29 protein-coding genes are annotated in these 25,808 nt (G+C 54.3%); 17 read left to right on the top strand and 12 right to left on the bottom strand.

Annotated elements, in window-relative coordinates:
- Positions 1-25 precede the first annotated feature (25 nt).
- From AB9N12_RS01545 to AB9N12_RS01525, 5 genes are read left to right on the top strand one after another with little or no spacing between them, the layout of a single operon-like run.
- Positions 26-544, top strand: coding sequence for a host-nuclease inhibitor Gam family protein (locus AB9N12_RS01545; protein WP_369889179.1), 519 nt, complete (start codon positions 26-28; stop codon positions 542-544).
- A complete protein-coding gene (locus AB9N12_RS01540) occupies positions 541-768 on the top strand; it encodes a molecular chaperone DnaJ (RefSeq protein WP_369889178.1) in 228 nt (75 codons plus the stop codon). Before AB9N12_RS01545 ends, AB9N12_RS01540 begins: the two co-directional genes overlap by 4 nt.
- 3 nt (positions 769-771) lie before the next feature.
- On the top strand, positions 772-1,017 hold the full coding sequence (locus AB9N12_RS01535) for a hypothetical protein (protein WP_369889177.1): 246 nt from the start codon (positions 772-774) through the stop codon (positions 1,015-1,017).
- Positions 1,010-1,567, top strand: a complete 558-nt coding sequence (locus tag AB9N12_RS01530) for a phage virion morphogenesis protein (protein WP_369889176.1) — start codon at positions 1,010-1,012, stop codon at positions 1,565-1,567. Before AB9N12_RS01535 ends, AB9N12_RS01530 begins: the two co-directional genes overlap by 8 nt.
- On the top strand, positions 1,564-2,004 hold the full coding sequence (locus tag AB9N12_RS01525; protein ID WP_369889175.1) for a hypothetical protein: 441 nt from the start codon (positions 1,564-1,566) through the stop codon (positions 2,002-2,004). Before AB9N12_RS01530 ends, AB9N12_RS01525 begins: the two co-directional genes overlap by 4 nt.
- A gap of 84 nt (positions 2,005-2,088) precedes the next feature.
- Here the strand turns inward: AB9N12_RS01525 and AB9N12_RS01520 are convergent, their stop codons facing one another.
- The 12 genes from AB9N12_RS01520 to AB9N12_RS01465 form a co-directional block, all read right to left on the bottom strand.
- Positions 2,089-2,931: a DNA adenine methylase gene (locus AB9N12_RS01520; protein ID WP_369889174.1), complete on the bottom strand. Its 843-nt coding sequence runs from the start codon at positions 2,929-2,931 to the stop codon at positions 2,089-2,091.
- Positions 2,928-3,566, bottom strand: a complete 639-nt coding sequence (locus tag AB9N12_RS01515; RefSeq protein ID WP_369889173.1) for a thymidylate synthase — start codon at positions 3,564-3,566, stop codon at positions 2,928-2,930. The genes AB9N12_RS01520 and AB9N12_RS01515 overlap by 4 nt, the downstream gene beginning before the upstream one ends.
- 70 nt (positions 3,567-3,636) lie before the next feature.
- A complete protein-coding gene (locus AB9N12_RS01510; protein WP_369889172.1) occupies positions 3,637-3,879 on the bottom strand; it encodes a hypothetical protein in 243 nt (80 codons plus the stop codon).
- Between the two features lie 201 nt (positions 3,880-4,080).
- Positions 4,081-4,566 (bottom strand): hypothetical protein, encoded by a 486-nt coding sequence (locus AB9N12_RS01505; protein ID WP_369889171.1) that lies wholly within the window; start codon positions 4,564-4,566, stop codon positions 4,081-4,083.
- Complete coding sequence (locus tag AB9N12_RS01500) at positions 4,563-5,864, bottom strand: reverse transcriptase domain-containing protein (protein ID WP_369889170.1); 1,302 nt, start codon at positions 5,862-5,864, stop codon at positions 4,563-4,565. Before AB9N12_RS01500 ends, AB9N12_RS01505 begins: the two co-directional genes overlap by 4 nt.
- Before the next feature lie 406 nt (positions 5,865-6,270).
- Positions 6,271-6,504 (bottom strand): hypothetical protein, encoded by a 234-nt coding sequence (locus tag AB9N12_RS01495; RefSeq protein WP_369889169.1) that lies wholly within the window; start codon positions 6,502-6,504, stop codon positions 6,271-6,273.
- A gap of 105 nt (positions 6,505-6,609) precedes the next feature.
- Entirely contained in the window at positions 6,610-7,794 is a 1,185-nt protein-coding gene (locus tag AB9N12_RS01490) for a phage minor head protein (RefSeq protein ID WP_369892781.1), read from the bottom strand.
- Between the two features lie 128 nt (positions 7,795-7,922).
- Positions 7,923-9,248, bottom strand: coding sequence for a DUF935 family protein (locus AB9N12_RS01485; RefSeq protein ID WP_369889168.1), 1,326 nt, complete (start codon positions 9,246-9,248; stop codon positions 7,923-7,925).
- A gap of 4 nt (positions 9,249-9,252) precedes the next feature.
- Positions 9,253-9,672 (bottom strand): phage protein Gp36 family protein, encoded by a 420-nt coding sequence (locus tag AB9N12_RS01480; RefSeq protein ID WP_369889167.1) that lies wholly within the window; start codon positions 9,670-9,672, stop codon positions 9,253-9,255.
- Complete coding sequence (locus AB9N12_RS01475; RefSeq protein ID WP_369889166.1) at positions 9,663-9,914, bottom strand: hypothetical protein; 252 nt, start codon at positions 9,912-9,914, stop codon at positions 9,663-9,665. Before AB9N12_RS01475 ends, AB9N12_RS01480 begins: the two co-directional genes overlap by 10 nt.
- Before the next feature lie 2 nt (positions 9,915-9,916).
- The gene (locus tag AB9N12_RS01470) at positions 9,917-11,476 is read right to left on the bottom strand and encodes a hypothetical protein (protein WP_369889165.1); all 1,560 of its coding nucleotides are present in this window, start codon (positions 11,474-11,476) and stop codon (positions 9,917-9,919) included.
- A gap of 1 nt (position 11,477) precedes the next feature.
- Positions 11,478-11,942, bottom strand: coding sequence for a terminase (locus AB9N12_RS01465; protein WP_369889164.1), 465 nt, complete (start codon positions 11,940-11,942; stop codon positions 11,478-11,480).
- 204 nt (positions 11,943-12,146) lie between these two features.
- On the opposite strand from AB9N12_RS01465, the gene AB9N12_RS01460 reads away from it, so the two are divergent.
- From AB9N12_RS01460 to AB9N12_RS01405, 12 genes are read left to right on the top strand one after another with little or no spacing between them, the layout of a single operon-like run.
- Positions 12,147-13,091, top strand: a complete 945-nt coding sequence (locus AB9N12_RS01460; protein ID WP_369889163.1) for an HK97 family phage prohead protease — start codon at positions 12,147-12,149, stop codon at positions 13,089-13,091.
- Between the two features lie 40 nt (positions 13,092-13,131).
- On the top strand, positions 13,132-14,175 hold the full coding sequence (locus AB9N12_RS01455) for a hypothetical protein (protein WP_369892780.1): 1,044 nt from the start codon (positions 13,132-13,134) through the stop codon (positions 14,173-14,175).
- 3 nt (positions 14,176-14,178) lie between these two features.
- The gene (locus AB9N12_RS01450; RefSeq protein ID WP_369889161.1) at positions 14,179-14,649 is read left to right on the top strand and encodes an N-acetylmuramoyl-L-alanine amidase; all 471 of its coding nucleotides are present in this window, start codon (positions 14,179-14,181) and stop codon (positions 14,647-14,649) included.
- A 13-nt stretch (positions 14,650-14,662) separates the two neighbouring features.
- The gene (locus tag AB9N12_RS01445) at positions 14,663-15,148 is read left to right on the top strand and encodes a hypothetical protein (RefSeq protein ID WP_369889160.1); all 486 of its coding nucleotides are present in this window, start codon (positions 14,663-14,665) and stop codon (positions 15,146-15,148) included.
- Positions 15,105-15,449, top strand: a complete 345-nt coding sequence (locus AB9N12_RS01440) for a hypothetical protein (RefSeq protein ID WP_369892903.1) — start codon at positions 15,105-15,107, stop codon at positions 15,447-15,449. The genes AB9N12_RS01445 and AB9N12_RS01440 overlap by 44 nt, the downstream gene beginning before the upstream one ends.
- Positions 15,436-15,936: a hypothetical protein gene (locus tag AB9N12_RS01435; protein WP_369889159.1), complete on the top strand. Its 501-nt coding sequence runs from the start codon at positions 15,436-15,438 to the stop codon at positions 15,934-15,936. Before AB9N12_RS01440 ends, AB9N12_RS01435 begins: the two co-directional genes overlap by 14 nt.
- A gap of 3 nt (positions 15,937-15,939) precedes the next feature.
- Positions 15,940-16,431, top strand: a complete 492-nt coding sequence (locus AB9N12_RS01430) for a hypothetical protein (RefSeq protein ID WP_369889158.1) — start codon at positions 15,940-15,942, stop codon at positions 16,429-16,431.
- Between the two features lie 38 nt (positions 16,432-16,469).
- Complete coding sequence (locus tag AB9N12_RS01425) at positions 16,470-16,649, top strand: hypothetical protein (RefSeq protein WP_369889157.1); 180 nt, start codon at positions 16,470-16,472, stop codon at positions 16,647-16,649.
- Positions 16,650-16,659: 10 nt separating this feature from the next.
- A complete protein-coding gene (locus AB9N12_RS01420; protein ID WP_369889155.1) occupies positions 16,660-21,057 on the top strand; it encodes a tape measure protein in 4,398 nt (1,465 codons plus the stop codon).
- A gap of 1 nt (position 21,058) precedes the next feature.
- Entirely contained in the window at positions 21,059-21,523 is a 465-nt protein-coding gene (locus tag AB9N12_RS01415; RefSeq protein ID WP_369889154.1) for a hypothetical protein, read from the top strand.
- Positions 21,524-21,546: 23 nt separating this feature from the next.
- Positions 21,547-25,506: a hypothetical protein gene (locus AB9N12_RS01410; protein ID WP_369889153.1), complete on the top strand. Its 3,960-nt coding sequence runs from the start codon at positions 21,547-21,549 to the stop codon at positions 25,504-25,506.
- Positions 25,507-25,517: 11 nt separating this feature from the next.
- Positions 25,518-25,808: a hypothetical protein gene (locus AB9N12_RS01405; RefSeq protein ID WP_369889152.1), complete on the top strand. Its 291-nt coding sequence runs from the start codon at positions 25,518-25,520 to the stop codon at positions 25,806-25,808.

Raw genomic sequence — 25,808 nt, 5'->3', positions numbered from 1 at the left:
TAATAACCATCAAAAATTTATCACAATGGCAAAAAGAGAAAAGAAAGTTATCATCACCGGCGTGACCAGAGAGGCCGCCGATGAAGCGTTTGCAGTTTACGCTAAAGCAGACGCGCAGAGTGCGAAAATCACGGCGGACATTGAGCTGCAGTGCGCGAAGGTTCGCGAGAAGTATGCCAACAAACTGGCCGAATTAGAGGGCGAGAAGGAAAAAGCCTTTGATACCCTGCAGGCATACGCCACAGAGAACCAGACGGAGCTGTTCACCAAGAAGAAGAGCCTTGAGATGGCGCATGGTGTCATAGGTTTCCGTACCGGCACTCCGAAGCTGAAAACCCTGAAAGGTTTCACATGGGCAAGTGCGTTGCAGTTGGTGAAGGAATTCTTGCCCGGCTATATCCGCCAGACGGAGGAGATAGCCAAGGACAAGCTGCTTGCCGACCGCGACACCGAAGATATGGTTCCGCAGATGGCCAAGTGCGGCATCCAAGTATCGCAGGACGAAACCTTCTATGTCGAACCGAAAAAGGAGGATGCGGCATGAAGCGGAACGTGACAAAGTCCCCGAAGATAGCCCTGTGCCGTGCCTGTCACGGCACAGGCTCCGTGCAAAAGGAGGTGGAGACCATCTCCCGGTTCTTCGGCAGGAGGAAGACGGAAACGGCGGTGGAAACCTGCCCGCAGTGCGGTGGCAGCGGACGGGTGACGGTGAGCGCGAACATAGAGCTGGACATCCGGCCCTACAACCCCAAGGTACAGGAGGAATAACAGATGGCAAAACGGCGCGGAGTAAGTTACAAGAAACGTGTGGAGGAGATAAACAGGATATATGACCGGGAAGTCAGGCGCGGGATACCCAACCGCGAGATATGGCGCCGGTTCATATATCCTGCTTACGGCATTACTGAGCGTACCTTCTACAACATCCTTAATGCGAGCGCCGAGGAGAAGAACAAGATAGCTGACGATGATGACATCCGCCAGCTTTTACTCTTTAATGACGAGGATTATGAATGACGACGTGCGGAAAATCATCCGGAGGATACTGAAGGACATCAGGGTGGAGATGGGCGATGAGTTCGACCGGAACTTCGAGCGGCAGGCGTTTTTCAGCGAGGCGTGGGCGCGGCATAAAAGTCCGACCCGTCCGGGTGGTTCCATCCTGATAGATACTGGTAACCTTCGCAAGAGCATCGGCAGCCGGACAACGGAGGACAGCATCATCTTTTACACCACCTTGCCCTACGCCGCCATTCATAACGAGGGCGGTGAAATCAAGGTGACGAAGAAGATGAAGCGGTACTTCTGGCACAAGTACTACGAAGCTACCGGCTCTTTCGGGCGCAGGAAGGACGGGACGTTGCGCAAGGACAAGCACACCGTGCAGCTGACCACTGAGGCGGAGTTTTGGAAGTTCATGGCATTGAAGAAGGAAGGCAGTACGATAAAGATCCCCCGGCGGCAGTTCCTTGGCACATCTCCCGAAGTGGAGCAGGCGGTCAGGGAAATCATCGAGGAGAACATAACGGAATATTTTAATGTGGAATTTGACATCAAACGAAAATGAGAAAGGAACTGTACAATTTGCTCTGCAAGGAGTTGAAGGAGGTAGGCGGTGGCATCATCAGGCACATCGACCTGTGGAACCACAACGTGGAGTTCATCGAGCAGGAGGAGAACTGGGAACGCCCGGCGGTGTTCGTGGAGTTCTGTCCGATACGTTGGAAAGCGATAGTGAACGGTGTGGAATACCGTGCCGAGCCTGAAGTGAAGTTGCATATCGTTACGGACTGGAAAGGCGCGGCAAGCGAGAGCAGCCCGTTCCGAGAAGAGGCGTTGGAAGTCTTCGACCTGCCGGAGTTGATACATGAACGGCTGTCCTGCATGGAGGGCGACACCTTCAAGGTGTTTGACTTGGTGGAGAGCCAGACGAACCACAACCATGAGGACATCGTGGAGAACATCGAGGTCTATTCGTGCGTGGCAATCAAGCGGCTTCAATAATAGCCCCCTGTTGGAACGGAAAGCCCCCGGCGGACAAGTTACCGCCGGGGGCTTTCCGTTCCAACAGGGGGCAAAGAAACGCCGTCAGACAGCCTCTTTCTTGTAAAGCATCATGTCTGTGTATGACGCGTTGTAGTTCATGTGCGCGTTGAATTCCACACGTATGCATTTCTCGAAGGGGTTTCCGATGTTCCGGTTTTTGCCTATCCATTCACACAGCTCGAGGATGGATGACTTGTTCGAGGTGAAATAGACGAAAGAGTGTCCGGCAAGCACGTTCAGCACGTCGAGATAATCCGACATACGCCAATACATATTGTAAGTCCCTACATCAGTGGACAGGTATGGCGGGTCGACGAGGAATACCACGCCCGGCGTATCCTTGTACTTCTCGAATATCTCCTTGTAGTCGCACGACACGATTTCCAGCCCGTCCAGATAATCTGTGCATTCCGGGTAGTCCGCTTTCCTGATATTATTGTAGAGGGCTTCCTTTCGCATCTCCGTGACGCACAGTTTGTACTTCATGGAGAACATGAGCGATGAGGAGAGCGTGATAAAATCAACGTATCCGACCGTCCGTTCCTCCTGTTCGATGCGTCTGAAGATACGCTCCCGAAGTTCCCCGATAATTGGCTTGTGTCGCGGTACAGCATCTCCCACCATGTTGCGGATGTCGGCGATAAGGTCGTTTGTCTGTGGTATATGTGCCAACCTGCGGCGGTAGTTGTCGAAATCGTTGTACACCACGGTAGCGTCTGGCTTTTGGCATTTTGCAATGTGCGATAGCAGGCCTGAACCGCCGAACAGGTCCACGAACACCGTGTTTTTCGGGAACTGCTCCAACACCTTTATAAACTCCTTGGCGAACATTCGTTTCTGCCCCACGAAAGGAAGCGGTGCGGACATATACATCTTTCTGCTCATACGTTCAGTTCAAATTTGATGTTCCCGTTCCCGGCAAGCAGCTGCTCCGTCCGGCTGATGTTGTTCTCGTAGATATGCACGTTACCGAGGTTGAGCGTGATGGACTTCAGTGGCAGCTCAATCTGTCTGGCCATGAGGTAGAGATGGTAGATGTCGGCAGGCAGTCCGAGGTTGGCATCGCTGCTCCGCTGGTAAGCCGTCATCACCAGTTCCCCTTGCTCGATCTGGAACTGCACGAGGCTCAGGCACGGCGCCTGATTGCTCTCCGCATCTGTCGAGCCAAGGAACAGCACGTAGTTCTTGCTGCTCCGTTTTTCCCTGTTGATCCGTTCGATAAGCGGCGGGAGTTTTTCAAGGTATGTCGGATAACTGTTCACGAGTATGGAACCGCAGTAGTCCCACCAGTTGATGCCCGCCTCGCGGTATCTCTCCACGTTGCGCTCGCCTTGCATGAAGAGCTGCAGCTCGTCTTTGAGTTTTTTTCGCGCTATGGGATGTCCCTCGAAGATGTCGAGGAGGTCGGCAGGGGTGAGCGTGAGTCGTTCGTTCAGGAGGTAGCGGATGTTCCCTTTCCTGTTTGCTTGCGTCTTTCCTGATGCGAGCACCCTGCCTAAGATTTGATAGTATTTATTCATAATGTGCTACTTTTGAATACGGTGCAAAGGTAGCACACGACACTTCCTCCATAATGTTGTTGCACGTCAATTACACTGCACACAGGTTGCAGTCGGTCTGCAGCCGTTTGATGAGTGCGTAAACTTTGCGCTCACATACCCCATAACGCTCGGAGAGTATGGCTACAATGTATGACACTTTTTCTCCATCGGCGAGCAGCCTGTTATAGTCGTTGTACAGCTCGATATATTGCACGTCATCCACACGGATACCCACGTCCATGCAGATTTTCAGCAGTTCCCTGTTCAATTTCAGTATCTCAATCACTTTCATTTCCAATAATTTTTGTACTTTTGTACCGTCTCACTTATTTATGCGCCACGTGCGCACACAAAAAATACCGCTTACTGGCGGCGAGGGTATATGCCCCCGGTCGTGCCAGTAAGTGGTATTTTGTGTTTAATAGTAAGTGAGACGACTATTTAACAGGCCGGGGGCTTTTTTCTATCCCTCCCCCGAATGGGATTCTTTCAGCTATCCAACTTGGTATACCTCCAAGTCGAAAGCGTCTTTCTTCTTCCACCCTTCAGCGAGTGCCGTCCGGATGTGGCTCATGGCTTTCGTGTAGAAGTCCGTCAGTTCCTCCAGCGTCTCGAACGTGCGGTAGTGCGGCTCCGTGTCCGTCCCGAACTTGAACGTTACGGGTAGCGTGCCGCCGTTGGTTTGCACGGCGAGGTCGTATGCCGACTTGTAGTTGAACTGGTTTTCTTGGGACAGCCATACCGGCACGTCATTGTAGCGGAACCCAGAGAGAATGGCTGTGTCCGTTTCTCCGTTGTACCACGCCATGACCGTGGAGCGTATTTCCTCGCCAGTCGGCTTGTGCCCGAATTCTTCTTCCATGTAGGAGGCGGAGCCGTCCTCCCTCACTTGCACGTCCCAGCGGACGCGCCATTTGTCCCTTACGGGGCTTGTGCATTCCAGCAGCCTTACCCCTGTGTTTCCTTCCACTCTTCTCATGTGAATATGTATTTTGTGCGTCCCTTGCCGAAAGTCTCCGTCTTGATGGTGGTCTCGAACGGGAACCCGTCCGGCATCTCCCTCACTTGTGCGAGGATGTTCTTCATCTCCTCGCTGTTGGTGAAAAACTTTTTCGGCTCGCCGTTCTGCTCGATGGACACGATGCAGCGGTCATCGCCCTGATCCGTCTTTATGCCCGTCTCGAAGTCCTTTACCACGATGGGCAGGTTCACCAGTTCCCGGATGCTCACCACGGTTCCGGGAAATCGCTTCTTGCCGTCCTCCGGCTTGTAAGCGACATTCAAATCCTTAAATGATCTCATTTCTTTGCCTGTTAATTTGTTAAACAACTTATTGCAGTCGGCGTGTTTTGCCATCCCGTAAAAGGACGCTACCAGTTCACGCCTCCTTCTTCTCGATTTTACCTCGTGCATCTTCTGGGCGAATTTCTGTTTGATGCGCTTGCGCAGTCTTACATAATCAGGATGGATGACATATCCGAGAAAGTCGATACCCTCCTCTATGGGGAACACCCTTTCGTTGGGTTTGACTTCCAGATCGATTTTTTCCATCTGCCCGTGGATGATGTCACGAATCACCCATAGTTCCGCTTTCGTTCTACTGAGTACAAGGCCGTCATCGCAATAACGGTAGAAATGACAGACCCCGTACCTGTCTTTCAGGTAATGGTCTAAAAATACAGACAGGAGCAGGTTGCCCGCTCCTTGAGAACTTCTCAGCCCGAAGCTGATGCCCTTTGGCAGCATGGTGACGAACCTGCCGAGTATGGCCAGCAGTTTTTCGTCCTTGAACACCCTGCGGAAGCACCACATCACGAAATCCTGCTGCGCGTTGTCATAGAAATGCCTGATGTCGAACTTGTAGGCGTACCGTGTGCCTTCGGGATCGCCCTGTATGTCCGTGCGTATGTACTTCATCAGGTCGTGCGTGCCGCGTCCCTTGATGCTCGCCCCCGTGGTCCGGATATACCGTTTCTGCAGGTGTCTGTCCACGACGTTCATCACGGCGAACACCGCGATACGGTCTTTCATGGAGAGTATTTGGAGCCGGCGTTTCTTGCCGTATTCCTCGATGTCCCTCTCGTGGTATCCCCCAAGCCGGAAAGAACCGTCTGCCAAGGCGGCTGTAAGTTCGGCAATGACTTTTTCCCTGTTTCCAAGCAGCTCACGTCCCTGCCGTGACTTTTTCCGTTTGGAGCCGCGCAGCACGGTATCGAATGCCTCCGACATGTTGTGGTATTCGATGACCTCCTCCATGATATGTCCTTCTCTGCGCATAGGCTTCGGTCATTGGTTTAATAGTGGAAGGTAAAGGCCTTCCTTCCTCCGGGCCTGACTTTTTCGAGACGTTGCCGTCCTACCAAACTCCACCCGACGCGTGATTTTTCAGCTTTCCAAAACTTTCCAATTCTTGCAACATTGGAATGAATTGCTTTTGCTGGGGCTTGCCTCCCTCGGCACCGCTCCGGGGACACGTCCCCTGTGCTGTACGCCGATTGTTTGATTTCCAGACGCGAGCCGACATTCGCATTCGTGTTCGAAGCATCGTTATTCGCATTCGCATTCGACACACCGCCATTCGCATTCGCATTGTTGTACCCGCGATAGACCACACGGCCTATTGGGAAGCTCCGCCTTTCCGGGTACAAAGGTACTCATAAAAAGCCGTTTATTTGAAAGACAGTCAGATAAACAGCCATAAGAGTGCGGCAAATCCTCCTCCGGCGACCATGGCGAGCCAGTCGAGGCAGTCCCATCGGCAACCATGCAGCACATCCTTGAGTTCAAGGCATGAGGCAACCACGGCGGCTGAGTACAGTGCGCACCAAGGAGATAAAGCGCAGATTCCGACGATAAAACCACCCACAAGGTGCTTGTAGCGGTTACTTTGTTTAAGAAAAGAGATAAATTTGTTCATAACTTGATGTGTTTTGAAATTTTGTTGTTACCTTTGCATACGGAGTTTTGAGAGAATGGCGTACTGGCAATTGAGACCTAATAGCCGCTCTTGATGCTCCGTTTTTTATATGTCGTTGATTGAGTACATGAAATAGCGTATCTCAATCTGTCCGCTTGGCCTGTGATAAACCTGTTTTGCCACGTTCAGCCTTACCCATTGCTCCCGTATCTGTGCTTTGAAATAGTAGAAATGTTCGATGCCGTCCGTTCTCGGATGTGTCAGCGGTGAGTCCTCCATGAATGAAGCCGCACTCAGTACATCGCCCAAATCTTTCAAATCCTCCTTTGATAGTACGTGCGAGCGTCCGAACGTGTCGGAAAACAAGTGGCTGTTCCCGTATTTCGTGAATCCGACGTTCAGGTTCTTGTCCCCGGCGGTTTTCATCACGGATTTCTTTAGCAGCGGCTCCATCTCGTGGAGGTAGTGGATTCGCTCGATTGCCCGCTGTGTCTTTGTCCTGTCCCCGGCACACCTGTTCAATAACTTGCATGCTGCGCAAAGTTCGTTATCCGGAACAAATGCCAGTTCGATTTTTCCTTTGGCAATGTCGCAGTCCCGGCAGTGGCGTATGGTGTACGGGTTGTAGTCCGGCATGGTCTTCTGCTCTTTCCCGGCGTTGAAGTGGAATATCCCTTTTGAATCCCGTTGCAGGGCTTCCTCTCCGAGTGCCATCGCCTCGTCGTGCGGCGTTTCCGGATATTTTGACTTGCGCACCTGTACTACCGTGCAGCGGCAGTTCCACCCGTTCGGCGGGTAGAATTCCTCCCAGAACGGGTCGCTCATGGGGAGTGTTACCCCGTGCAGCGCGGCGTGTTCCGGTCGCACTTTGCCGTCATGAGCCGTTCGGTACTGGAGATAATAGCGGTCGCCATCCTCCGCGAACTGTTCCCACTTGGCCGCCATTTCAGCGGATGACTGCACGAAGTTGTACTCCGCCCGGAGATAGTTGGAATTATATGTCTCGTCTATCTTACGGACATCGTTCAAAAACCGTTCGAACGGTTTTCTTTTCCCGTTCTCGTCCAGCAGGGACGGGAACGCCTCGTTCAGTTCATGAAACGTCTTCATGCCAGAGAAAATGTAATCGGAGCGTGTCAGCCGGTGCCGCATGGCCTCGGACATCTCCACCTGTCGGAACCCGGAATCCAACACCGAGGCGTGCGCCTCTATAAACTCCTGCACCTTCGGTTCGGCAATCACCTCGATACGGAATTCCGAGCCGCCCTGCGAGTACAGTGTCTTCATCATGCCTTCGAAAAGCGATGATAGTTCCCTGCGGACTTCATCCTCCCGCTCTTTGGAGAGCAGCATCGGCTGCGGCGTATTTCCCAGCCATTCGGCATAACGTCGGTGCAGCCCCTCGTAGTCGGAGGGGCTCAGTCGAAAAAACGGGACAGGGCGTTCCGTTGTTTTTTATTGTCCTTTGGTTTCTCTTCGCCGTTGCCGTCGTTTCCTCCCGATGGTATGGCCGGTTCCGGCTTTTCCTCGCACGGCATACCATACTTGTCCTCAAAATACCGTGGCTGGACCTTGTAGTGTTGCAGGACCATCTCCTCGTAAGCCTTCTGCTGCTCCGGTGTGTAGTCCACTGCGTCGTCCCACTCGAATCGCAGTCCCTTGACCGGGAAACCGTGGTGTGCCATGCGCGGGATGAGTTGGTTGTTCACGATGTCGCGCAGTATGTCGCAGTCGCTTTCCACGAGGTTCTGGAACACCTCAAGGTGCGTTTCAGACTGTGAGAGGCTGCTGCCGTCCTCTATGGTCATGGTCTGCCCGATGACGAGCTTCGACAGCTCCGAGTTCGCCCGGTCTATACGTTTGTCATAGACATTGTATGCATCCCCTTTCCCGCTCTCCACGAACTCGATTTCCGTGTCCTGTCCGGCAACCATCGAGAGGCTTGCCCCGGCTTCCCGTAACATACGGTCGAGCCGGTCTATCTCCTTCTTGTCCCGTGAGGTCGTCCGTGCGATGCGCATGGGCATCCCGAAAATCTCCCCGAAGGTGTCCCAGAACGCCAGCATGTTTTTCTTGGGTATGGTCTGCGTAGCGGCCTTGAGGTACAGTCCGAGATCATCGGGGCGTCCGGCTTCGATGAGCCAGTATGAGAACGGGGCTTCCCGGTAATTGATTCCGGTAGTCCAGTCCTGTCCGAGGTCGGTGATGACACGCCCGTATTCCGGTATGACGTGCTTGCGCGGCAGCAGGGTGACATCGGAGTAGCACAGGCAGCCGTCGCCGTCCGTGGTGAGTTCGCCCAATTCGATGAGCGAGTGTCCCCAGAAGTTCGCCTCCAGCGCATAGCGCAGCAGTTGCTTGAACCAAGACTGGTCGAAGTAATGTAATGCCTCTTCGTCCTCATCCCCTTTTTCGTTTACGATTTTGAATGACTTTGCCATGACGAAGCCCCTGCGCTGCTCGACGCATCCGGACAGGTGCAGGTCGATTTCCACATCCCTGTATATGTCATACAGGCGTTGCCTGTTGGGGCTGTCCACGTTGATGGCCATCTGCCATGCATCGCGCCAGTCCTTGATGTCCTTGCGCGTGAGCGCGTCTGTCGTGCGCTGCAGCTCGATGACCATCTTCCGCATCCGCTTGCGGTCTTCCTCCTTCGCGAGATTGAAGTCCCCGTGTGGTGTATGCAGCATGTTCCCCGTCTTCTGCGGAAAAATGCCGCTGAAAAAATTCCTTATATCCATAGTATTACCAGTTATGCCTGAGTTTCGTCTGGGAGCTGTACACGAACGTGTCCCCGGTCGGTGTCCCGTTCCCGTCCACGGCAAGCGGGAGATCAGGGATTATTTTGCCCGCCTGTACACTCTCCAGCCATTCGATGGCCCGTTTGTAGCGTTCCTCCCTTATTTCGCTTCCCATTTTCTGCGGCATGGCCGCGCTCATGTGGTATAGCGCAATGTCGCAGGTGTACATGACGACAAGCCGGTTCCTGTCGTTACCTTCCGCGGCGAACACCGCCCCGCAGTCGTATTTTGGGCGGAGGTAGCCGGAAATCTCCTCCCTTGCCTCCGCCTCGGCGTTCGCCCGGTTTTCCTCGCTGACCTGCGATATGACCTTCAGTGCCGCATCCCCGATGACCACTCTGTAATCCTCTTCCGTTATGAACATGGCATCCTCCTTCCGTCCGCGATGTACAATGCCCTCTTTTCAATATCGGCGACCGTCACGCCTTTACGGAAACGGTGTCTTGCCACCAGTTCCCGGATGGTCTGTTTCGGTACGACCTTCAGTCCCCCGTTCAGGCTGATCACAAAATACTTCATCCCGAACAGCCGGGACAGTTTGTTCGCCCTCTTGACGGCACGTTTGAAGTGCCAAGCGAAGATGATACGTTTGATAAGTTGAATCATGATTACCATATATTTTTGGCGGTCGGCCTTTTGCCGAACACCGGTTGAAAACTCTCCTGTCTCGTGTTCCGTTGCAGGATCCATATCGCTCCCTCGTCCGCATCCGGCGCATCGTCATGCACCCGGCTTCCGCGCTCTAATGCCAGCGTCTGCTCGATGCCCACCTGCATGTCCGGCGCATCCTTCAGCTTCTCGTTGTACCATACGAACCCACGCTCCCATAGCGGGCTGACCGCCTCAATGCGCTGGAGCTTGTCCGGCTTCTTTCGCTTGTCCGGCATGATGGGCAGCTGGTAGCCGCGCAGGTTGCCCTCCACGGCGAACTCGTCCAGTATGACGTCCTGCATGAAGTTCGCTTCCATGAAGAATGATACGGCCGCAGTATCACGGGTGCGTTCGTAGAGGTCATACAGCCAGCGTACCATCTCGCCTACGGTTGCCTGGCGCACGAAACAGTCGATGAGATGTAGTTCCGTCCCGAGCTTTCCCCACAGGCGGCATGCCTTGTAGTCGTTGGAGGTGGTTGACTTGAACGACGGGTCGGTGTAGCATACCAGCATGTCGTATTTGGCGAGCTTGGATATTTTCTTGTAGCGTATCCAGTCCGCGCGGAAGATGGTTCCGTCCACAATGGGGTTGTGCATCATCTCCTTCTCCCATGCCCGGTATCCCACGAAGTCCCGGTAGAGTTGCGCTTCTTCTTTCGTCCACTTCTCATTCCATACCGGTTCGCCGTTTTTGTCCACCGCCTGTATTTTGGAGAGGAACACGCCCTTCGTGCGCGAGATATTGAAGAGTACGGAGGTCTTGCTGATAAGGTTGCCCACCATGATGAAGCGTCCCCGTCCCACGTCGAGCGAACCGAAGAGTGCCTCCTTCACCCAGTCCGTGAGGTCATGCACGCGTTTCTCGTTGCGGCATAGCTCGTCATCATCGAGGTCGTCGATGACGATGTAATCCGGTCGTGCCTCTCGGTCCCGTAACCCTCGGGGCGATTGCCCGCGCCCGCAAGCGAGGAACTTTACCCCGTTTGCCGCCTTGAACTCGCCCTCCTGCCACGATGCCGACGCCCGCTGTTTCCCGAAATCGGCGATGATGCGCTGGTTATGTTCCAGTTCCGCCTGTATGTCTCCGAGCAGGCGGACGGCGCTGTCCTCGCTCTTTCCGACCACGACCATGAAGCTGATGAGCCGTTTTGTCTGGAACATCAGCCACAGGGGGACGAAGATGTCCATGTGCGTCGATTTGGCGTGGCCGCGCGGCCACATGAACACCGCTTTGAGGTCGGGCGTGGAACGTATCTTTCGTGCCGCCTCGTTGTGGAACGGTGCATTGTGGATAGTCCGTATTACCTCGCCGGTGGTCTTGTCGCGCAGCGTGAGGAAATGCGGGAAGTAATACTCGCAAAAGGCGGCGTAGTTGGACCGCAGCCGGGCGATGCGACTGTCGCGCTCAGCCGGGGGCTCGTTTGCGAGCAATGCGGTGTTCGTGATGGATTGAATTCGCTTGCAATGTTCCTTCCATTGCTCGTAAGCCTGTTTTTTCTCTGCTGCCGTTGCCATACTACTTTATTCCCATCTGTTCAGTGATATAGAGGTCTTGGTACTTGTTGATCGCCTTGATGAGTTCTGGTGTCACTTCCGGGTCTATGGACGAGCGGAACTCTATCCATTTGGAGAACGCCATGAACACCTCGATGGCGTCGACCACGTTTGCCTTCTTGTCGAGCTTCTCGATGACGGACGACAGCTTGGCCAGCTTGTCGCCCAGTCCGGCGATGAGCGTCGGGTCATTGGATTCATTGACCTGCGTGATGAGCGTGTCGATGGTGAGCAGCAGCTTGTTGACCAGTTCCGGGCGTGTTACGTTCTTCGCCGCCCTTGCCTCCTTCCACCCTTCGGCGTTACACCACTTGGAAACGGTGACGCGGGAGACCTCCACCTTCTCGGCGATCTCCTGCTGCTCCATGCCCGCCATGTACAGTGACTTGGCGAGTGATTTCTTTTTCTCTGTTTCTGCCTTTGTCATATATGATAAAGTTTATAGTTACACATAGCAGGCGTTGAAAACGCCTGCATACACGGTGTCGCAGATGCAAAATTGCCGTGTTTCGCGGCGTTTGCCAAAAAACAGTGCAGCGGTTTCATAGAAGTGTGCAATGGTTTCATACTTTTTTGGCGGAGAGTGGATTAGCCAGTAATATTGCAGTGCGAAACGCAAAAAAACAGAGTAATGAGCAAACGAGTACGCATTTCAAACAACAGCCTGAACAGTTACGGGACACGCGTCCTGACGGCGGGCATGAACGTGGAGCAATACTGCCGGAATCCGGTGCTGCTCTACATGCACGAGCGCGGCAACGTGATAGGTTACGTGAAGGACGTGAAAGTGGAGAACGACGAGGTGACCGGCGAGCTGGTGTTCGACGAGGCTACGGAGTTGAGCAAACGCTGCAAGAGACAGTTCGAGTTCGGCAGCCTGAAGATGGTCAGTGCCGGGCTTGACATCATAGAGTTGAGTGAGGACAGCAAGTATCTCGTGGCCGGGCAGACCAGTCCGACCATCACCAAAAGCAAACTATTCGAGGTCTCGGTGGTGGACATCGGCGCCAACGATGACGCCCTCGTGCTGAAAAAGGACGGCAAACGAATCACATTAGGCAGGGACGGCGAGTGTCCTTTGCCGGAACTGACAAATAATAAACCCTTAAAACAAGAACATCAAATGGAAAGTAAAGCCATTGCCCTTCAACTGGGCTTGCCGGAGACGGCGACAGATGCCGAGATAGCAGAAAAGCTCGGTGAATTCAAACTGGCCAAGGAAGAGAATGCGAAACTCCAAAAGGAAAAGGCTGTGCTGACCTTGGCAAGCATCACATCGCTTGTGGAGAAAGCCATCGGAGAGAAACGTATCGGGGCCGACAAGAAAGACGAGTTCGTCAGCCTCGGCAAGGAAATCGGTGCGGAAAAGCTCTCATCAGTATTCGCAGCCATGTCACCACAGGTGAAACTCTCGACCATCCTCGGACAGCATGGAACCGCGAAGCCGGAGATAACAGTCACCTATTCCAAGTTGAGCGAGGTTCCCGGCGACAAGCTCGCGGAAATGCGTGAACAACAGCCGGACGAGTACAAGCGTCTGTATAAGGCCGAGTACGGCATGGAATGCGAAATTTAGTATCAACCCTTAAAACCAAACAGAAATGAGCAAAATCGTAATGCTTTTAACCGCGCTCCTGTTTAACACGGTGACAGGAGCCACGATTGCCGCCGCGGTCGGTTTCTCGCCCGAAGTCGGCGCAATAGGTATGAATGCCGTGGGTGTCCTCATGGGCATGGGGTGTCAGGAAGCACCCGTGCTGCGTGCCGGTGTTTACACGGAAATCTGGACGGGCGAACTGGTGAAAGTCCTGCGGAGCGGACTTGAGGGCTCGTGGCTGGACGGAGTGCCCGACCAGTCGAGCATCGTCAACAACGATGTCATCCACCTTGTGGAGGTGGGCGTGGATCCTGACGTACTTATCAACAACACGACCTACCCGATACCCTTGCAGGCGTTGGACGATAAGGACATCGCCATCTCCCTTGACAAGTTCCAGTCAAAAGTAACACCCATCACGGACGATGAGCTGTACGCTATCAGCTACGACAAGATGGCGCGTGTGAAGGAGGCCCACGGAAACGCCATCAACGATGCGAAATTCGCCAAGGCGGCACACGCGTTGTGCGCGACCGAGAACACGGCCAAGACCCCAGTGCTGAAGACGAGCGGCGAGGCCGATACGGAGACGGGACGCAAGCGACTTACCCCGAACGACCTCGTGGAGATGAAGCGTGCTCTGGACAAACTGAAAGTGCCTTCCGGGAACCGTAGGTTGGTGCTGTGCCCGGATCACGTGAACGACCTGCTCCTTGTGGACCAGCGGTTCCGCGAGCAGTACAACATCGACCGCAATACCGGCAAGGTGGGCAACCTGTACGGCTTCCAGATTTACGAGTATGGCAACAACCCCGTGTACACCACCGCGGGAAAGAAGAAGGCAGTCGGAGCTGCAGCCGCGGCCGGGGAGTTCCAGTGCTCGTTCGCTTTCTACACACCCCGTGTGTTCAAGGCCACCGGAAGCACGAAGATGTATTTCAGCGAGGCCCAGAAGGACCCGGAATACCAGCGCAATAAGATTAACTTCCGCCACTACTTCATCTGCATGTTTAAAAAAGCGGACGCAGGCGTGGTGATGATGAGCGGATACCAGTCGGCGTAACGTATGGCAAGGCGTGAACTGAAATATCTGGTCATCCACTGCACCGCCACCCCGGAGGGACGTGAGGTGTCGGCTGCGGACATCCGCCGCTGGCACACCTCTCCCGTGAGCAAGGGCGGACGTGGCTGGAAGCAAGTGGGCTACACCGACCTTTTCCATCTGGACGGGACGGTGGAGCGGCTTGCGGGCAACAACGAGGACGCTTGGGTGGACGACTGGGAGATAACCAACGGTGCAGCCGGTTATAATTCGGTGAGTCGTCATGTGGTTTACAGTGGCGGATGTTCCAAAGACGGAAAAACAGCCAAGGACACGCGCACGAACGCCCAACGGACGGCATTGGAACGCTATGTGAAGGATTTTCACAAGCGATTTCCGAAAGTGAGAATCATCGGGCACAACGAACTGGCAGCAAAAGCCTGTCCGAGTTTCGATGTGCAGAAGTGGTTGAAATCAATAGGTATAAACCAATAAAAAAGCGAGTGGCATGGAACTCAGTGAAATCTTGAACATCATTCTCGGCGGCGGGCTTATAGGGACTATCGTTACTTTGCGTTCGACCGCCAGAAAAGCGAAAGCGGAAGCAGTGAAGGCGGAGGCCGATGCCGAGACGGTGCGCATAGACAACGCCGAACATGCCACCCGCATCCTCGTGGACAATATCGTGAAACCTTTGAAAGATGAATTCAATGAGACAAAGGAAGAACTTGTGGAAACGAAGAAGGAACTGGCCCGCAACACACGCGAGATGGCCCGTCTCAGGAAGGCACTTGATGGTGCTAATAGTTGCGAGCATCGTGACGGTTGCCCTGTCCTTGACCGGTTGCGCGAGCAGCCGAAAGACCGTGGCTGCGAAAGAGGTGGTACGGACAGAGGCAAGGGACAGCACCGTGAACAAGGTGCGTCGTGTGGCGATGGTGCCTGTACCGATGTCGGAAGTGAGCCTGACCCTGAAGACGGACAGCCTCCTTGATCTTCCGGCTGGCGCGTCGTACCACGTGAGAAGCGGTCGGGCGAACCTTGACGTAAGTAAAGGCGCGGAAGCGGGTACCATCGTGGTGTACGCCTCGTGCGACAGCCTACAGAGGTTGTTGGAATACTACGAACGGCAGGTCGGCGAGTACAAGGCGGCCCTTGACAGCCGGACAGAGGAAGTGAAGGAGGAGAAGAAACCCATGTGCGTGTGGTGGAAGATATTAACAGCATTGACGGCCGGACTTTTTGCCGGCATAGTAATAACCATAAAAATCAAGAAACAAAATGGCAAAGAATAAGAAATTCATGTACGGCATCGGCGAGGTGCGCTTCGGCGAGAAGGTAATCGGCTACATCGAGAAAGGCAGTTGGGACTGGGGTGGCACGAAACCGGAGAAGACAAACGTGGAAGCGGAGCAGGTGCCGACGGCTCCCGTGCTGACACTGATGCAGAAGAACGGCACCATATCGCCGACCTTCAATCTTATCCAGCTGGACTACGAGAACCTGCATCTCGCCTTGGGAGGCACACTCGTGGGCACTACTGGTGCGTACACGGGATGGAAAGCCCCCACGAACCTTGTGGAGCTGCGTGATAAGTGCGAGATAGACTTGGTCAGCGGGCAGACCGTGCGTATGGCTAATGCCACGATGATGGCAAACCTCGGCGGGAAACTGACATTGACGGAAGTGTCGAAGATAGAGTGCCAGCTTACGGCGAACATGCCAGAGGACGGTGGTGCTCCTTATGAAGTGTTTGATACCCCGGAGGAGACAGGAGCATAGCCTATGGATGAGAATGTCATCAAGCAGATACAGCGAGAAGGGGCGGATGCCCTGCTGGACGTGGGCGTGAGCGTTCCCTTGAAAGCGTTTCGCCTCCCGTTCAGGAAGAATCCCGTGGTGCTGCGCGTGACCATGAAACGACCTTATTTGTCCGGGCAGATCCGTTTTGCCCGGACATATTTGTCTCTTGGAGTCACGAGCGAGCAGATGTGGAACTTCGGAAAGGAGGAAGAGATGAATTTCATTGCCTGGCATGGCAAAGAACTCGGCCGCATGATTGCCTACACGATATGTCGCGGGTGGTGGAGTCGTCACCTGCTTCTTTGGCCGACAGCATGGTTCGTGCGCAACTTCATGGAGCAGCAGTACCTCGTGGGGGCCGTCAAGCGATTTGTGAGCTTGATGGGCACGGACCCTTTTATACCTATTATCAGATCAGCCGAGATGACGAATCCGATGAAGCTGAGACTGAGCCAAAAAAGGAAGGGGAGTTAAAGAGCCGTTACGAAGGCTCCCATAGCCCTTTCGGGTTTGTGTGGCAGATAGCGGACGCCACGGGCTGGAGCGTGGATTACATCCTGAACGGTGTGAACTACCAGACGCTGATCATGATGTTGAGCGATGCTCCCCGCTATGTGAGGGAGAAAACGGATAAAAGCGCAGAGGATGAGGCACGGGAGATAGCAGGATTTTATCAAAGTAAATTGAAGTAAATTGAAGTAAATGGAACCGGTACGAATAGAATTCCTCATGGTCGACAAGTTGAGCGCCAGGCTTGACAAGGCCGTGAACAAGATGGAGCAGATGACGGGTAAGACCGCGCAGGCCAACCGGCAAGTGCAGGAGCTTGATAAGAGCGGGCAGTCCCTGCAGAAGACCATAGGCCGTTTGGCTTCCGCTTTCGCCATGAAAGAGCTCGTGTCGAAGATTGCCACCGTGCGCGGCGAGTTCCAGCAGTTGGAGGTGGCGTTCAAGACCATGCTCGGCAGCGCAGAGCAGGCTGACGCGCTGATGCAGCAGCTGACACGTACCGCGGCCACGACCCCGTTCGGACTGGAAGATGTGGCACAGGGTGCCAAGCAACTGCTCGCCTATGGTTTCGAGGCGGAGAAAGTGAACGAAACCCTTATCCGGCTGGGCGACATTGCCGCCGGACTTTCCATGCCGTTGAACGACCTTGTGTATTTGTACGGCACCACGATGGCGCAAGGACGGCTCTATACACAAGACCTGAATCAGTTTACCGGGCGCGGTATCCCGATGATAGGCGAGCTTGCCAAGCAGTTCGGTGTGGCCGAAAGCAAGGTGAAGGAACTTGTGGAAGCCGGTAAGGTCGGCTTCCCGGAGGTGCAGAAAGTGATAGAGAACCTGACTGACGAGGGCGGCAAGTTCGGTGGCCTTATGGAAGCGCAGAGCAAGACCATCACCGGGCAGATCAGTAATATTGAGGACGCCATCTCAATGATGTTCAACGAACTTGGACAGCGGAGCGAAGGCGTCATCAACACGACCCTTTCCGGTGTTTCATACGTTATCGAGCATTACGAGCGTTTCGGGCGTATCCTGCTTGGTCTTGTCGGCACCTACGGCGTCTACAGGACTGCCGTCATGACCGTGGCTGCCGCAAAGAGCTGGGCCACCGCCGCCGAGATGCTCCATTACAACTGGCTGTTGTTGGTGGAGAAGGCGCAGAAGATGCTCAACGCCACCATGCTTGCCAACCCGTATGTATTGGTAGCTACCGCCATTGCCGGGGTGGTGGCCGCAATGGTGAGCATGAAGACAGAAACTGAGCGTCTGAAAGAGGCGGAGGAAGCCTACGAGGCGCAGAAGCAGAAAGTCATAGAGGCGGAGGAGGAACACCGGCGTAAGATGGAGGAGCTGTGCTCCATCGCCGGGGACGAGGCGGTCAGTACGGACACACGCCGCGAGGCGTTGAACAGGCTGGAGCAGAAATACCCGGATATATTCGCCAAATACGACACCGAGTACGAGAAGTTGAAAAACATCAAGAAAATCAAGGAGGAGATAGCCGCGCTCGACGGACGAAAATCCATCACGAATCCTGCCAATGAACTGAAAGGCGTGGAAGACAGGATAAAGGAACTTGAAGGCAAGACAAGATGGGCGACCGAATACTATCAGGACAGTTACGGGCGGCACAGGGCGCGCAATGTCCTGAAATCCGCACGTACAAGGGATGAAGAGGCGGAACTAAAGAACCTGTACGGGAAGCGCAAAGGTTTGAAAGATCAAATCCGCAAGAACGAGGTGAACGCTTATTTCGAGAACCTGACCGGTGTAAGTAACGAGACCCTTGCGCAACAAATCAGGCATCGCGAGACCCTGCTTGCGCGGATGACGATGCAGGAGAAGAAGTACGGCAAGATAACATACGGGGACAAGAACCTGACCGGCACCTATTCCCGTGATGAGCTGCAATACCAGCTTAACAAGCTGGAATCCGAACGAAACCGGCGTAACCTTCCGACGGATTCCAGTTCCGACTGGGTCGCTTCCACCCGGAAAAGATACCAAGCCGCTCTCAAAGCCTACAATGATTTCATCAAGGATACCTCCAACGACCTGACACGGGAGGAGTTTGAGAAGAAGGCGAAAGAGCTGAAAGACGCGGTGGACACCGCCAAGAAGGAATACGACAAGGTGAAGCCTGGTACGGACAGCGGCGCGGAAAGAATCCGTAAGACATCGGAGAAGGCCGCCCGTGAAGCAGAGAAGCGCAAGCAGGTGTCCGAGAAACTGGGACAGGAACTTGCGGAACTGCAACGCGAGAACGATGCCGCCGAGATAGAGGCTATGGATGAAGGCCTGCAGAAGAAATTGCGTCAGATAGACAACGACTATCAGGCCCGGAAGAATGAAATCGATAAGCAGAAATCCGATTGGAAACGGAAAAATAAGGAATCAGGCCGTGGCGGGGATCTGTCGGATGAGCAGCAGTCAGCCATCAACAACGCCAATGAACTGAACGAGGCCAAGCGGCAAAGAGCCGTTGCGGAAGCGTACCGGGAGGAATTTGTTGTCATTCAGGAACATCTCCGTGCCTACGGGACGTACCAGCAGCAGAAGCTCGCCATAACCGAAGAATATGCCGAGAAAATCCGGAAAGCCTCTTCCGAGAGTGAAAAGCGTTATCTGGGTGTGGAGCGTGACAGTCTCCTTGCCGGTGTGGAAGCGCAGGAACTGAAGGCGAATATCGATTGGAGCGTGGTCTTCGGTGAGTTCGGCGGTATGTTCCATGACCTCATAGCCCCGGAAGTGGAGAAGGCAAAGGCTTATATGCAGACAGACGAGTTCCGTAACGCCGACCACGAGAGTCAGGAGACACTGGTAAGTGCTATCCGGCAGATGGAACAGACTCTGGGTGGTACGGACAAAGTCAGCTTTAAGAAACTGGGCGTAGAGATTACCGCTTACCAGAAAAGCCTTTCAGACCTAAAAAAAGCGCAGGACGATTACGAAAGTACCTATACGGACCTCTCCAAAGCCCAACAGAATTATATCCGAGCCGTGCAGTCCGGCACGAAGGAGGAGCAGGACCTCTCCAAAGCAGCCCTTGACACGGCACAGCGACAAGCCGATGCCGCCGCCGAGAACGTGTCATCGATACAGGCTGTAGCCTCCGAGGCGCAGCGTGCTATGACCGACACGGCTGCCACGCTCAAGTCGAGTATGGACGGTGTGGTGGACGGCTTGCGGCAAATCGCTTCGGGGAGCCTGAGCGGGGCTTACGAGGGTCTCATCAAGTTCGGCAATTCGGCAGAGAAGATGGGAGGCAAGCTCGGAAAAGCCTTCGGTAAAGTGGCTGACGCCTTAGATGATGTACCTATTATCGGCTGGATCGTGCAAATTATCGACCTGTTCAAGGACGGACTGAGCATCGTTATCGGCGGAATACTCGATGCCGTATTCAACGCCGTGAGCGGCATCCTCTCCGATGTCCTGTCTGGTGACTTGTTAGCGACCATCGGCAAATCCATAGTCAACGGTGTCAGCGGGATATTTGACGCCATTACCTTCGGCGGTTTTTCCTCGTGGTTCGACTCCAGCAACGCCAAAGAGGTACAGGAGACCATCAACCGGCTTACCGACCGCAACGAGACGCTGCAGACCGCCATCGAAGACCTTACGGACGAAATCAAGGCGAGCAAGGGCACGAAGAGCGTGGCGGCTTACCGGGACGCTTATAAATATCAGCAGGAGACGAACGCCAACTACCTGCAAATGGCGCAGGCGCAGGCCGGATATCACAGCGCCCATCACTCCTTCAATTACTATTGGAGCGACTTTTCAGATGAGCAGAAAAACCGTCTGAGCCAGCAAATAGGTCGTCAGTGGAACGGCAGCTTATGGGACTTGAGCCCGGAGGAAATGAAAATGCTGCGTTCAAATGTCGATATGTGGGAGAAGATAAAGAATACCGGTAAGGGCGGTTATGGCGGCAGTGTTGCGGAAAAGCTGGATGACTATATCGATCAGGCCGGGAAACTTGAAGAACTGACCAACCAGCTGTACGAGGGGTTAACCGGTATCTCGTTCGATGGCATGTACGGCAGCTTCATTGACAACCTGATGAATATGAAGTACGATGCCAAGGCAGCAGCCGAGGACATCTCTGAATACTTCATGCGGGCGATGCTTTCCAATAAGATAGGCGAGATGTACAGCGACAAGCTGAAGGAATGGTGGGAGAAGTTCGGCAAGGCGATGGAGGACAACGACCTGACGGAAGCGGAGCGCAAGGCATTGGCGGACGAATACATGAAGTACGTGGACGAGGCTATCAAGTTGCGCGACAATTTGGCCGCCGCCACAGGCTATGACCCGGACGGAGACGGAGGAACGAGCCAAAGCGCGAAAGCCGGCGGTTTCTCCGCCATGACGCAGGATCAGGGCACCAAGCTGGAAGGCATGTTCACGAGTGGGCTGCAGCACTGGAGCAGCATGGACGAGAAGATGGAGAACGTGTCGGAGAAGATGAACGCCGCCGAGAACCATCTGGCGAAGATTGAGGAGAACACCGGAAAAAGTGCGGGGCATCTGGAAAAGATAGCGGAAAACATGGTTAAAATCATACGTGACGGATTAAAAGTGAAGTGACATGGACAAGATATTGAGCGGACTTGTTTTGATGAACGGTACGGACATCTGGACGGAATACGGAGCGTTCCTTGCCGAGGAGAAGCGCGGCGGTATGGATAACCTGACGGCGATACTGACGCCGAGTAAGGCGAAGAAGGACACGGCTGTCAACATAAGGGAAGAACAGGGCGAAAAATACTCCTCCACATTGACCCCGAGGAACGAGCCGCGGGACGTGACGCTCTGCTTCGCCCTGTACAACAAGACGCAGGCAGGATGGTTGAAGAACTATTTTGCATTCATCAATTTCCTGAAACAGGGCAACGGGGGATGGATAGCCATCAGCTTCCCGCAGCTTGATCTGACGCTGCACGTGAAATACTCGGACAGCACGAAGTTCACGCCCCTGACCTATATCTGGAAAGAGGGGGTTCATGCCGGACGGTTCAAGGTGAAATTCCGTGAGCCTGTCCCTATCATATAATGCCATTTTAATGCGGTTATAATATGCTTCTAACGATATACGACAGATACGGCCAGGCTATGGCAGAGATAGCGGCTGACGACAGTAGTACCCAGCAGAAGGAGGTGCAGGGCGACAACGTGCTGACCCTTTCCTTCACCCATTACGAGTACATCGCCTTGGACGTGAACGCCTACACGGACTTCATGGGTGAGCGTTACTGGCTGACGGAGAAATACGCTCCGTCCCAGAAAAGTGAGGGCGAATGGGTATATGACCTGAAATTGTACGGTATCGAGAGCCTCATCAAGCGTTTCCTCGTGCTGGAGACCACGGACGGGGATTCGGATCCCGTGTTCACGCTGACCGCCACGCCAAGGGAGCACGTGGCCATGATCGTGAAATGCATCAACGACGGCATGGGCCACACCACCGACTGGAAAGTGGGGCAGGTGGACGGCATGGAACTCATCGTCATCGACTACGAGGGCAAGTACTGCGACGAAGCCCTGAAAGAGATTGCCGGAAAGATCGGCGGCAAGGCCGAGTGGTGGACTGAGGGACAGACGGTGAACGTGTGCCGCTGCGAACACGGGGAGGAAATCACGCTGGGTTATGGCAAGGGACTGACGGAGATAGAGCGTGACACAAGTAACACGTCAAAATTCTATACCCGCCTTTTCCCGATAGGCAGCACGAGGAACCTTGACCCGGAGAAATACGGCCACAGCCGCCTCATGCTTCCCGGCGGACAGAAATATGTCGAGTTGCACACAGACGAGTACGGCATCCACGACCATTACGAGAAAGAAGCCTTCAGCGGCATCTATCCGCGCCGAACGGGACTGGTGAGCAGCGTGCGGAGTGAGGAGGTAAAAGACGAGGATGGAAATCCTTTCACGATATATTACTTCCGTGATGACACGCTGACGTTCGACCCTAACGACTATGAACTGGCGGAGCAGACCAAGCGCGTGTCGTTCCAAAATGGTGAGTTGGCCGGATTAGGCATGGATGACGACCACTATTTCGAGGTGAGCTACGACAGCGACACGAGGGAATTCGAGATAATCACCATCTGGCCGTATGACGATGATGCCCAGCTCCCGGGCGGTAACCTTGTCCCGAAGCCAGGCGACCATTACATTCTTTGGAACGTGCGCATGCCGGACGAGTACTACCCGATAGCCGAGGAGGAGCTCCTGACAGCGGTGGAACAGTACAATCGGGAACACTGGCAGGACATCAGCGTGTATAAGGCTCCTACCGACCATGTCTGGATAGAGGATAACCACGTGAGCCTGTACGTGGGGCGGCGGGTAAAGCTGGAGAGTGAGAAATACTTTCCGGAAACAGGCTTCCGGCAGAGCCGCATCACGAAGATAACCCGGAAAGTGAACCTCCCAAGCTGGATGGACATCGAAATCAGTGACGCCTTACAACAAGGGGCACTCGACAAGGTAAACGACAGTATCGGAGAACTGAAAAGTTATACCAAGGCGAAGACCGAGGGAATCGGGCTTCCCGACATCATCCGCAGCTGGGACAACACGCTTCCGACCGACAACAACCTCTTTTCCGCCCGCCGGAGCCAGGCTGAGCACCTGAGCAAGAAAAAGAACGACCGTGCAAAGGGTAAAATCGCCTTTGAGAAAGGTGCGTCCTTCGGCATGGAGGAGAACGCCAATATCGATGACAAGGGCAATGCCGAGCTGTTGACGCTGGTCGTGAAGACCCTGCTGCGCAGCCCGAAATTTGTGGACGGTCTTTTCGGCGAGGGCTGGAGGCTGTGGATGGAGAATGCGCAGTCCCACCTTACCATTGACAAACTGACGGTCCGTCAGGTCATGGTGGTGCTGGAAATGCTTATTGAGAAAGTGCGCAGCGTGGGCGGTCAGCTCTGCGTCAGTGCCGCCAACGGCAAGATAAAGGCGGTCGAGAAACAGGACGGATTCTACAAGATTACGTTCGAGCAGGACAACACGTTCGTGGCGCATGACCTGATGCGTTGCGCCACGTTCAGCGGCGGCAGCCTGAAAAGCTACTGGGTGGAAGTTGCCGGCGTGGAGGAAAATTCAATCCTCGTGGGTGAGAATGAGTTTGAAACCTCCCTTCCGGAGACGGGCGACGAGTGCGTGCTGATGGGCAACACGGAGAATCCGCTGCGCCAGAACCTGATACTCATATCCGCCACCGAGGACGGGCAGCCCCGTATGGACGTGATGGACGGCGTGAAGGCGAAGAACCTCACCGGCTGTCTCCGTGCGCGCTTGGGTAACTTAGACGGCATCAGCGACGACTGGTTCCCCGCCGATAACCAGCCGCGCGGCAACGGCCTTTACAGCGACAACGCCTATCTGCGTGGCACGTTCCTTTTAGTAACGGGTGAGGACATCAAGACCAAGTTCGAGATTGTCGAGGGACGTATCACCAGCGCGGTGACCGCCCTGCGCCATGATTTCGCCACGGATAAAGGCTTCCTGAACAACCCCGCCTTTGATGACGGTTTGGAGAGGTGGAACACGGAGAACGAGACCGTCTTCTTCCTCGCGGGGAACCGGTGGATCTGGACGAACAACAACGTACTGACTAAAAAGGGCGACGGCGCGAGCGTGACGGTTGATGATGGCCGGACAGTGGTGCGCATCCGTAACAAGTACATTCTCCAGAAACGTGCGGACCTGAAAAGCGTGCCTTCTTTCCCTGTGAATGTTGAAGGGGAGAAGGAGGCGGTTCCTGTATTCCTTACCTTTTTCTACCGCTGTGCTCAATCCGGCACCCTGCACGTGGTTTTCGAGAACGTGGACAAGACCGGTTTCGCCAACTTCAACAGCATAGATGTGGAGGAAGAACTGGCAGCCACCAGCGGTTACGTGCAGTATAGCTGCAGCGGTCTCTGGAACGGCACAGGCGACTTCAAGCTGTCCTTTACCGGTGACATCTACCTGTATATGCTTGTCCTGTCGACTGATAAGGTGGAGAGCCTCGCCCACCGCTATAAGACCTTGTTTGAGCAAAGCGAACGGTTGGTGAAGATAACGGCGGCCGTCTTTGACAGGGACGAGAACATGCTAAAGGAGACCGGTCTTGTGGTGAAGCCTGAAGGTGCCGGCATCTATGCTCAAGACGCTGACGGGAATTTGGCGCTTATCGGGGTTTCCGTTGACGAGACGGATGCGGACGGCAACCACATCAGCGTCGTGAAGCTGACCGGAGACCACATCAGGCTGGAGGGGCTCGTGACGGCCAACGAGAACTTCAAGATTCTGGAGGACGGGAGTATCGAGGCGAAGAACGGCAAGTTCACGGGCGAGATAGACAGCGACAAGGGAAAAATCGGCGGTTTCGAGATAGGTTCCGGGCGTATCGGCTCAATCGCCACAGCTCAGGGTTCTGGCGGTGGGCTTGCCATTTATGACGATTTTTTCCGCGTGGGCGGAAACGAGGGTTACGTGATGTTCGGCAACGATGTGATACCGTCTACTGCCGGAGGGGCTTTTACCGCTGTGGGGCGTATCGTCAACGAGCATCCCAACACTTTCGGCTCATACGGATTCGATCAGGCGAACTACGGCCTGTTTATCAACGTGAGCGGCGGCACGAAGAACTACGGCATCAGCAGCAATGCCGCACTGATGGCTCCCGCCTTCATTAACACGAAGGCCAAGTTGCTGACTTTCGGCGGCGGCAACTACAAAGTCGATTTTTCACAGCACAATATCATACTGATGTATTACAACCAACCGGATTACGGCGGCACGGAAGTGGAGCTACCGAGTGAACATTCCGTGGCGAGTCAGTTCGGTTTGAGTACCCTTCCGGAGGATTTTGCCGCGATAGTGACCTTCAGGGTAAGATCCGGCTCAAAGAAAATCACGTTGAAAGGCATTTATAACCATAACGAGGGACTGACGAACTACGAGATGTTCCCCGGGGATTCCGTGACGGTGCTCATCAGCAAGGTTGACGGTTTCCGCTACCAGATATTGAACCATTCAAGTTAAAACGATACTATATGACAAAGTTGGATTTCAAGCATTTCAGCAAGTACACCGGCATCCGCCGGCGACAAAAGGAGACGGGCGACGCCCGCGAGGAGTTTGCGGATCTGATATACCGCTATGCAGGCGGTATCAAGGCGCATGCTCTGGCGTTCAGGATTTACGGGAGCTCAGGCGAGGAGGAATACAGCGACGAGGAGGTTGCCATCATCCGCCGCGTGGCGGAGAGCTTCTGCCTTCCCGGCTTCATCGACGGACTCTATGAGCAATTGGACATCAAACATGACACTAAAAAGGAGGAATAG

Source organism: Bacteroides sp. AN502(2024), from assembly GCF_041227145.1.
Classification (GTDB): Bacteria; Bacteroidota; Bacteroidia; order Bacteroidales; family Bacteroidaceae; genus Bacteroides.
Note: the sequence above shows the minus strand (reverse complement) of the source record. Positions and strands in the feature narration are given on the sequence as shown.

Coding starts and splice junctions, on each gene's coding strand:
- AB9N12_RS01545 (WP_369889179.1), top strand. CDS start 26: ATGGCAAAAAGAGAAAAGAAAGTTATCATCACCGGCGTGACCAGAGAG.
- AB9N12_RS01540 (WP_369889178.1), top strand. CDS start 541: ATGAAGCGGAACGTGACAAAGTCCCCGAAGATAGCCCTGTGCCGTGCC.
- AB9N12_RS01535 (WP_369889177.1), top strand. CDS start 772: ATGGCAAAACGGCGCGGAGTAAGTTACAAGAAACGTGTGGAGGAGATA.
- AB9N12_RS01530 (WP_369889176.1), top strand. CDS start 1,010: ATGAATGACGACGTGCGGAAAATCATCCGGAGGATACTGAAGGACATC.
- AB9N12_RS01525 (WP_369889175.1), top strand. CDS start 1,564: ATGAGAAAGGAACTGTACAATTTGCTCTGCAAGGAGTTGAAGGAGGTA.
- AB9N12_RS01520 (WP_369889174.1), bottom strand. CDS start 2,931: ATGAGCAGAAAGATGTATATGTCCGCACCGCTTCCTTTCGTGGGGCAG.
- AB9N12_RS01515 (WP_369889173.1), bottom strand. CDS start 3,566: ATGAATAAATACTATCAAATCTTAGGCAGGGTGCTCGCATCAGGAAAG.
- AB9N12_RS01510 (WP_369889172.1), bottom strand. CDS start 3,879: ATGAAAGTGATTGAGATACTGAAATTGAACAGGGAACTGCTGAAAATC.
- AB9N12_RS01505 (WP_369889171.1), bottom strand. CDS start 4,566: ATGAGAAGAGTGGAAGGAAACACAGGGGTAAGGCTGCTGGAATGCACA.
- AB9N12_RS01500 (WP_369889170.1), bottom strand. CDS start 5,864: ATGCGCAGAGAAGGACATATCATGGAGGAGGTCATCGAATACCACAAC.
- AB9N12_RS01495 (WP_369889169.1), bottom strand. CDS start 6,504: ATGAACAAATTTATCTCTTTTCTTAAACAAAGTAACCGCTACAAGCAC.
- AB9N12_RS01490 (WP_369892781.1), bottom strand. CDS start 7,794: ATGATGAAGACACTGTACTCGCAGGGCGGCTCGGAATTCCGTATCGAG.
- AB9N12_RS01485 (WP_369889168.1), bottom strand. CDS start 9,248: ATGGATATAAGGAATTTTTTCAGCGGCATTTTTCCGCAGAAGACGGGG.
- AB9N12_RS01480 (WP_369889167.1), bottom strand. CDS start 9,672: ATGTTCATAACGGAAGAGGATTACAGAGTGGTCATCGGGGATGCGGCA.
- AB9N12_RS01475 (WP_369889166.1), bottom strand. CDS start 9,914: ATGATTCAACTTATCAAACGTATCATCTTCGCTTGGCACTTCAAACGT.
- AB9N12_RS01470 (WP_369889165.1), bottom strand. CDS start 11,476: ATGGCAACGGCAGCAGAGAAAAAACAGGCTTACGAGCAATGGAAGGAA.
- AB9N12_RS01465 (WP_369889164.1), bottom strand. CDS start 11,942: ATGACAAAGGCAGAAACAGAGAAAAAGAAATCACTCGCCAAGTCACTG.
- AB9N12_RS01460 (WP_369889163.1), top strand. CDS start 12,147: ATGAGCAAACGAGTACGCATTTCAAACAACAGCCTGAACAGTTACGGG.
- AB9N12_RS01455 (WP_369892780.1), top strand. CDS start 13,132: ATGCTTTTAACCGCGCTCCTGTTTAACACGGTGACAGGAGCCACGATT.
- AB9N12_RS01450 (WP_369889161.1), top strand. CDS start 14,179: ATGGCAAGGCGTGAACTGAAATATCTGGTCATCCACTGCACCGCCACC.
- AB9N12_RS01445 (WP_369889160.1), top strand. CDS start 14,663: ATGGAACTCAGTGAAATCTTGAACATCATTCTCGGCGGCGGGCTTATA.
- AB9N12_RS01440 (WP_369892903.1), top strand. CDS start 15,105: ATGTCGGAAGTGAGCCTGACCCTGAAGACGGACAGCCTCCTTGATCTT.
- AB9N12_RS01435 (WP_369889159.1), top strand. CDS start 15,436: ATGGCAAAGAATAAGAAATTCATGTACGGCATCGGCGAGGTGCGCTTC.
- AB9N12_RS01430 (WP_369889158.1), top strand. CDS start 15,940: ATGGATGAGAATGTCATCAAGCAGATACAGCGAGAAGGGGCGGATGCC.
- AB9N12_RS01420 (WP_369889155.1), top strand. CDS start 16,660: ATGGAACCGGTACGAATAGAATTCCTCATGGTCGACAAGTTGAGCGCC.
- AB9N12_RS01415 (WP_369889154.1), top strand. CDS start 21,059: ATGGACAAGATATTGAGCGGACTTGTTTTGATGAACGGTACGGACATC.
- AB9N12_RS01410 (WP_369889153.1), top strand. CDS start 21,547: ATGCTTCTAACGATATACGACAGATACGGCCAGGCTATGGCAGAGATA.
- AB9N12_RS01405 (WP_369889152.1), top strand. CDS start 25,518: ATGACAAAGTTGGATTTCAAGCATTTCAGCAAGTACACCGGCATCCGC.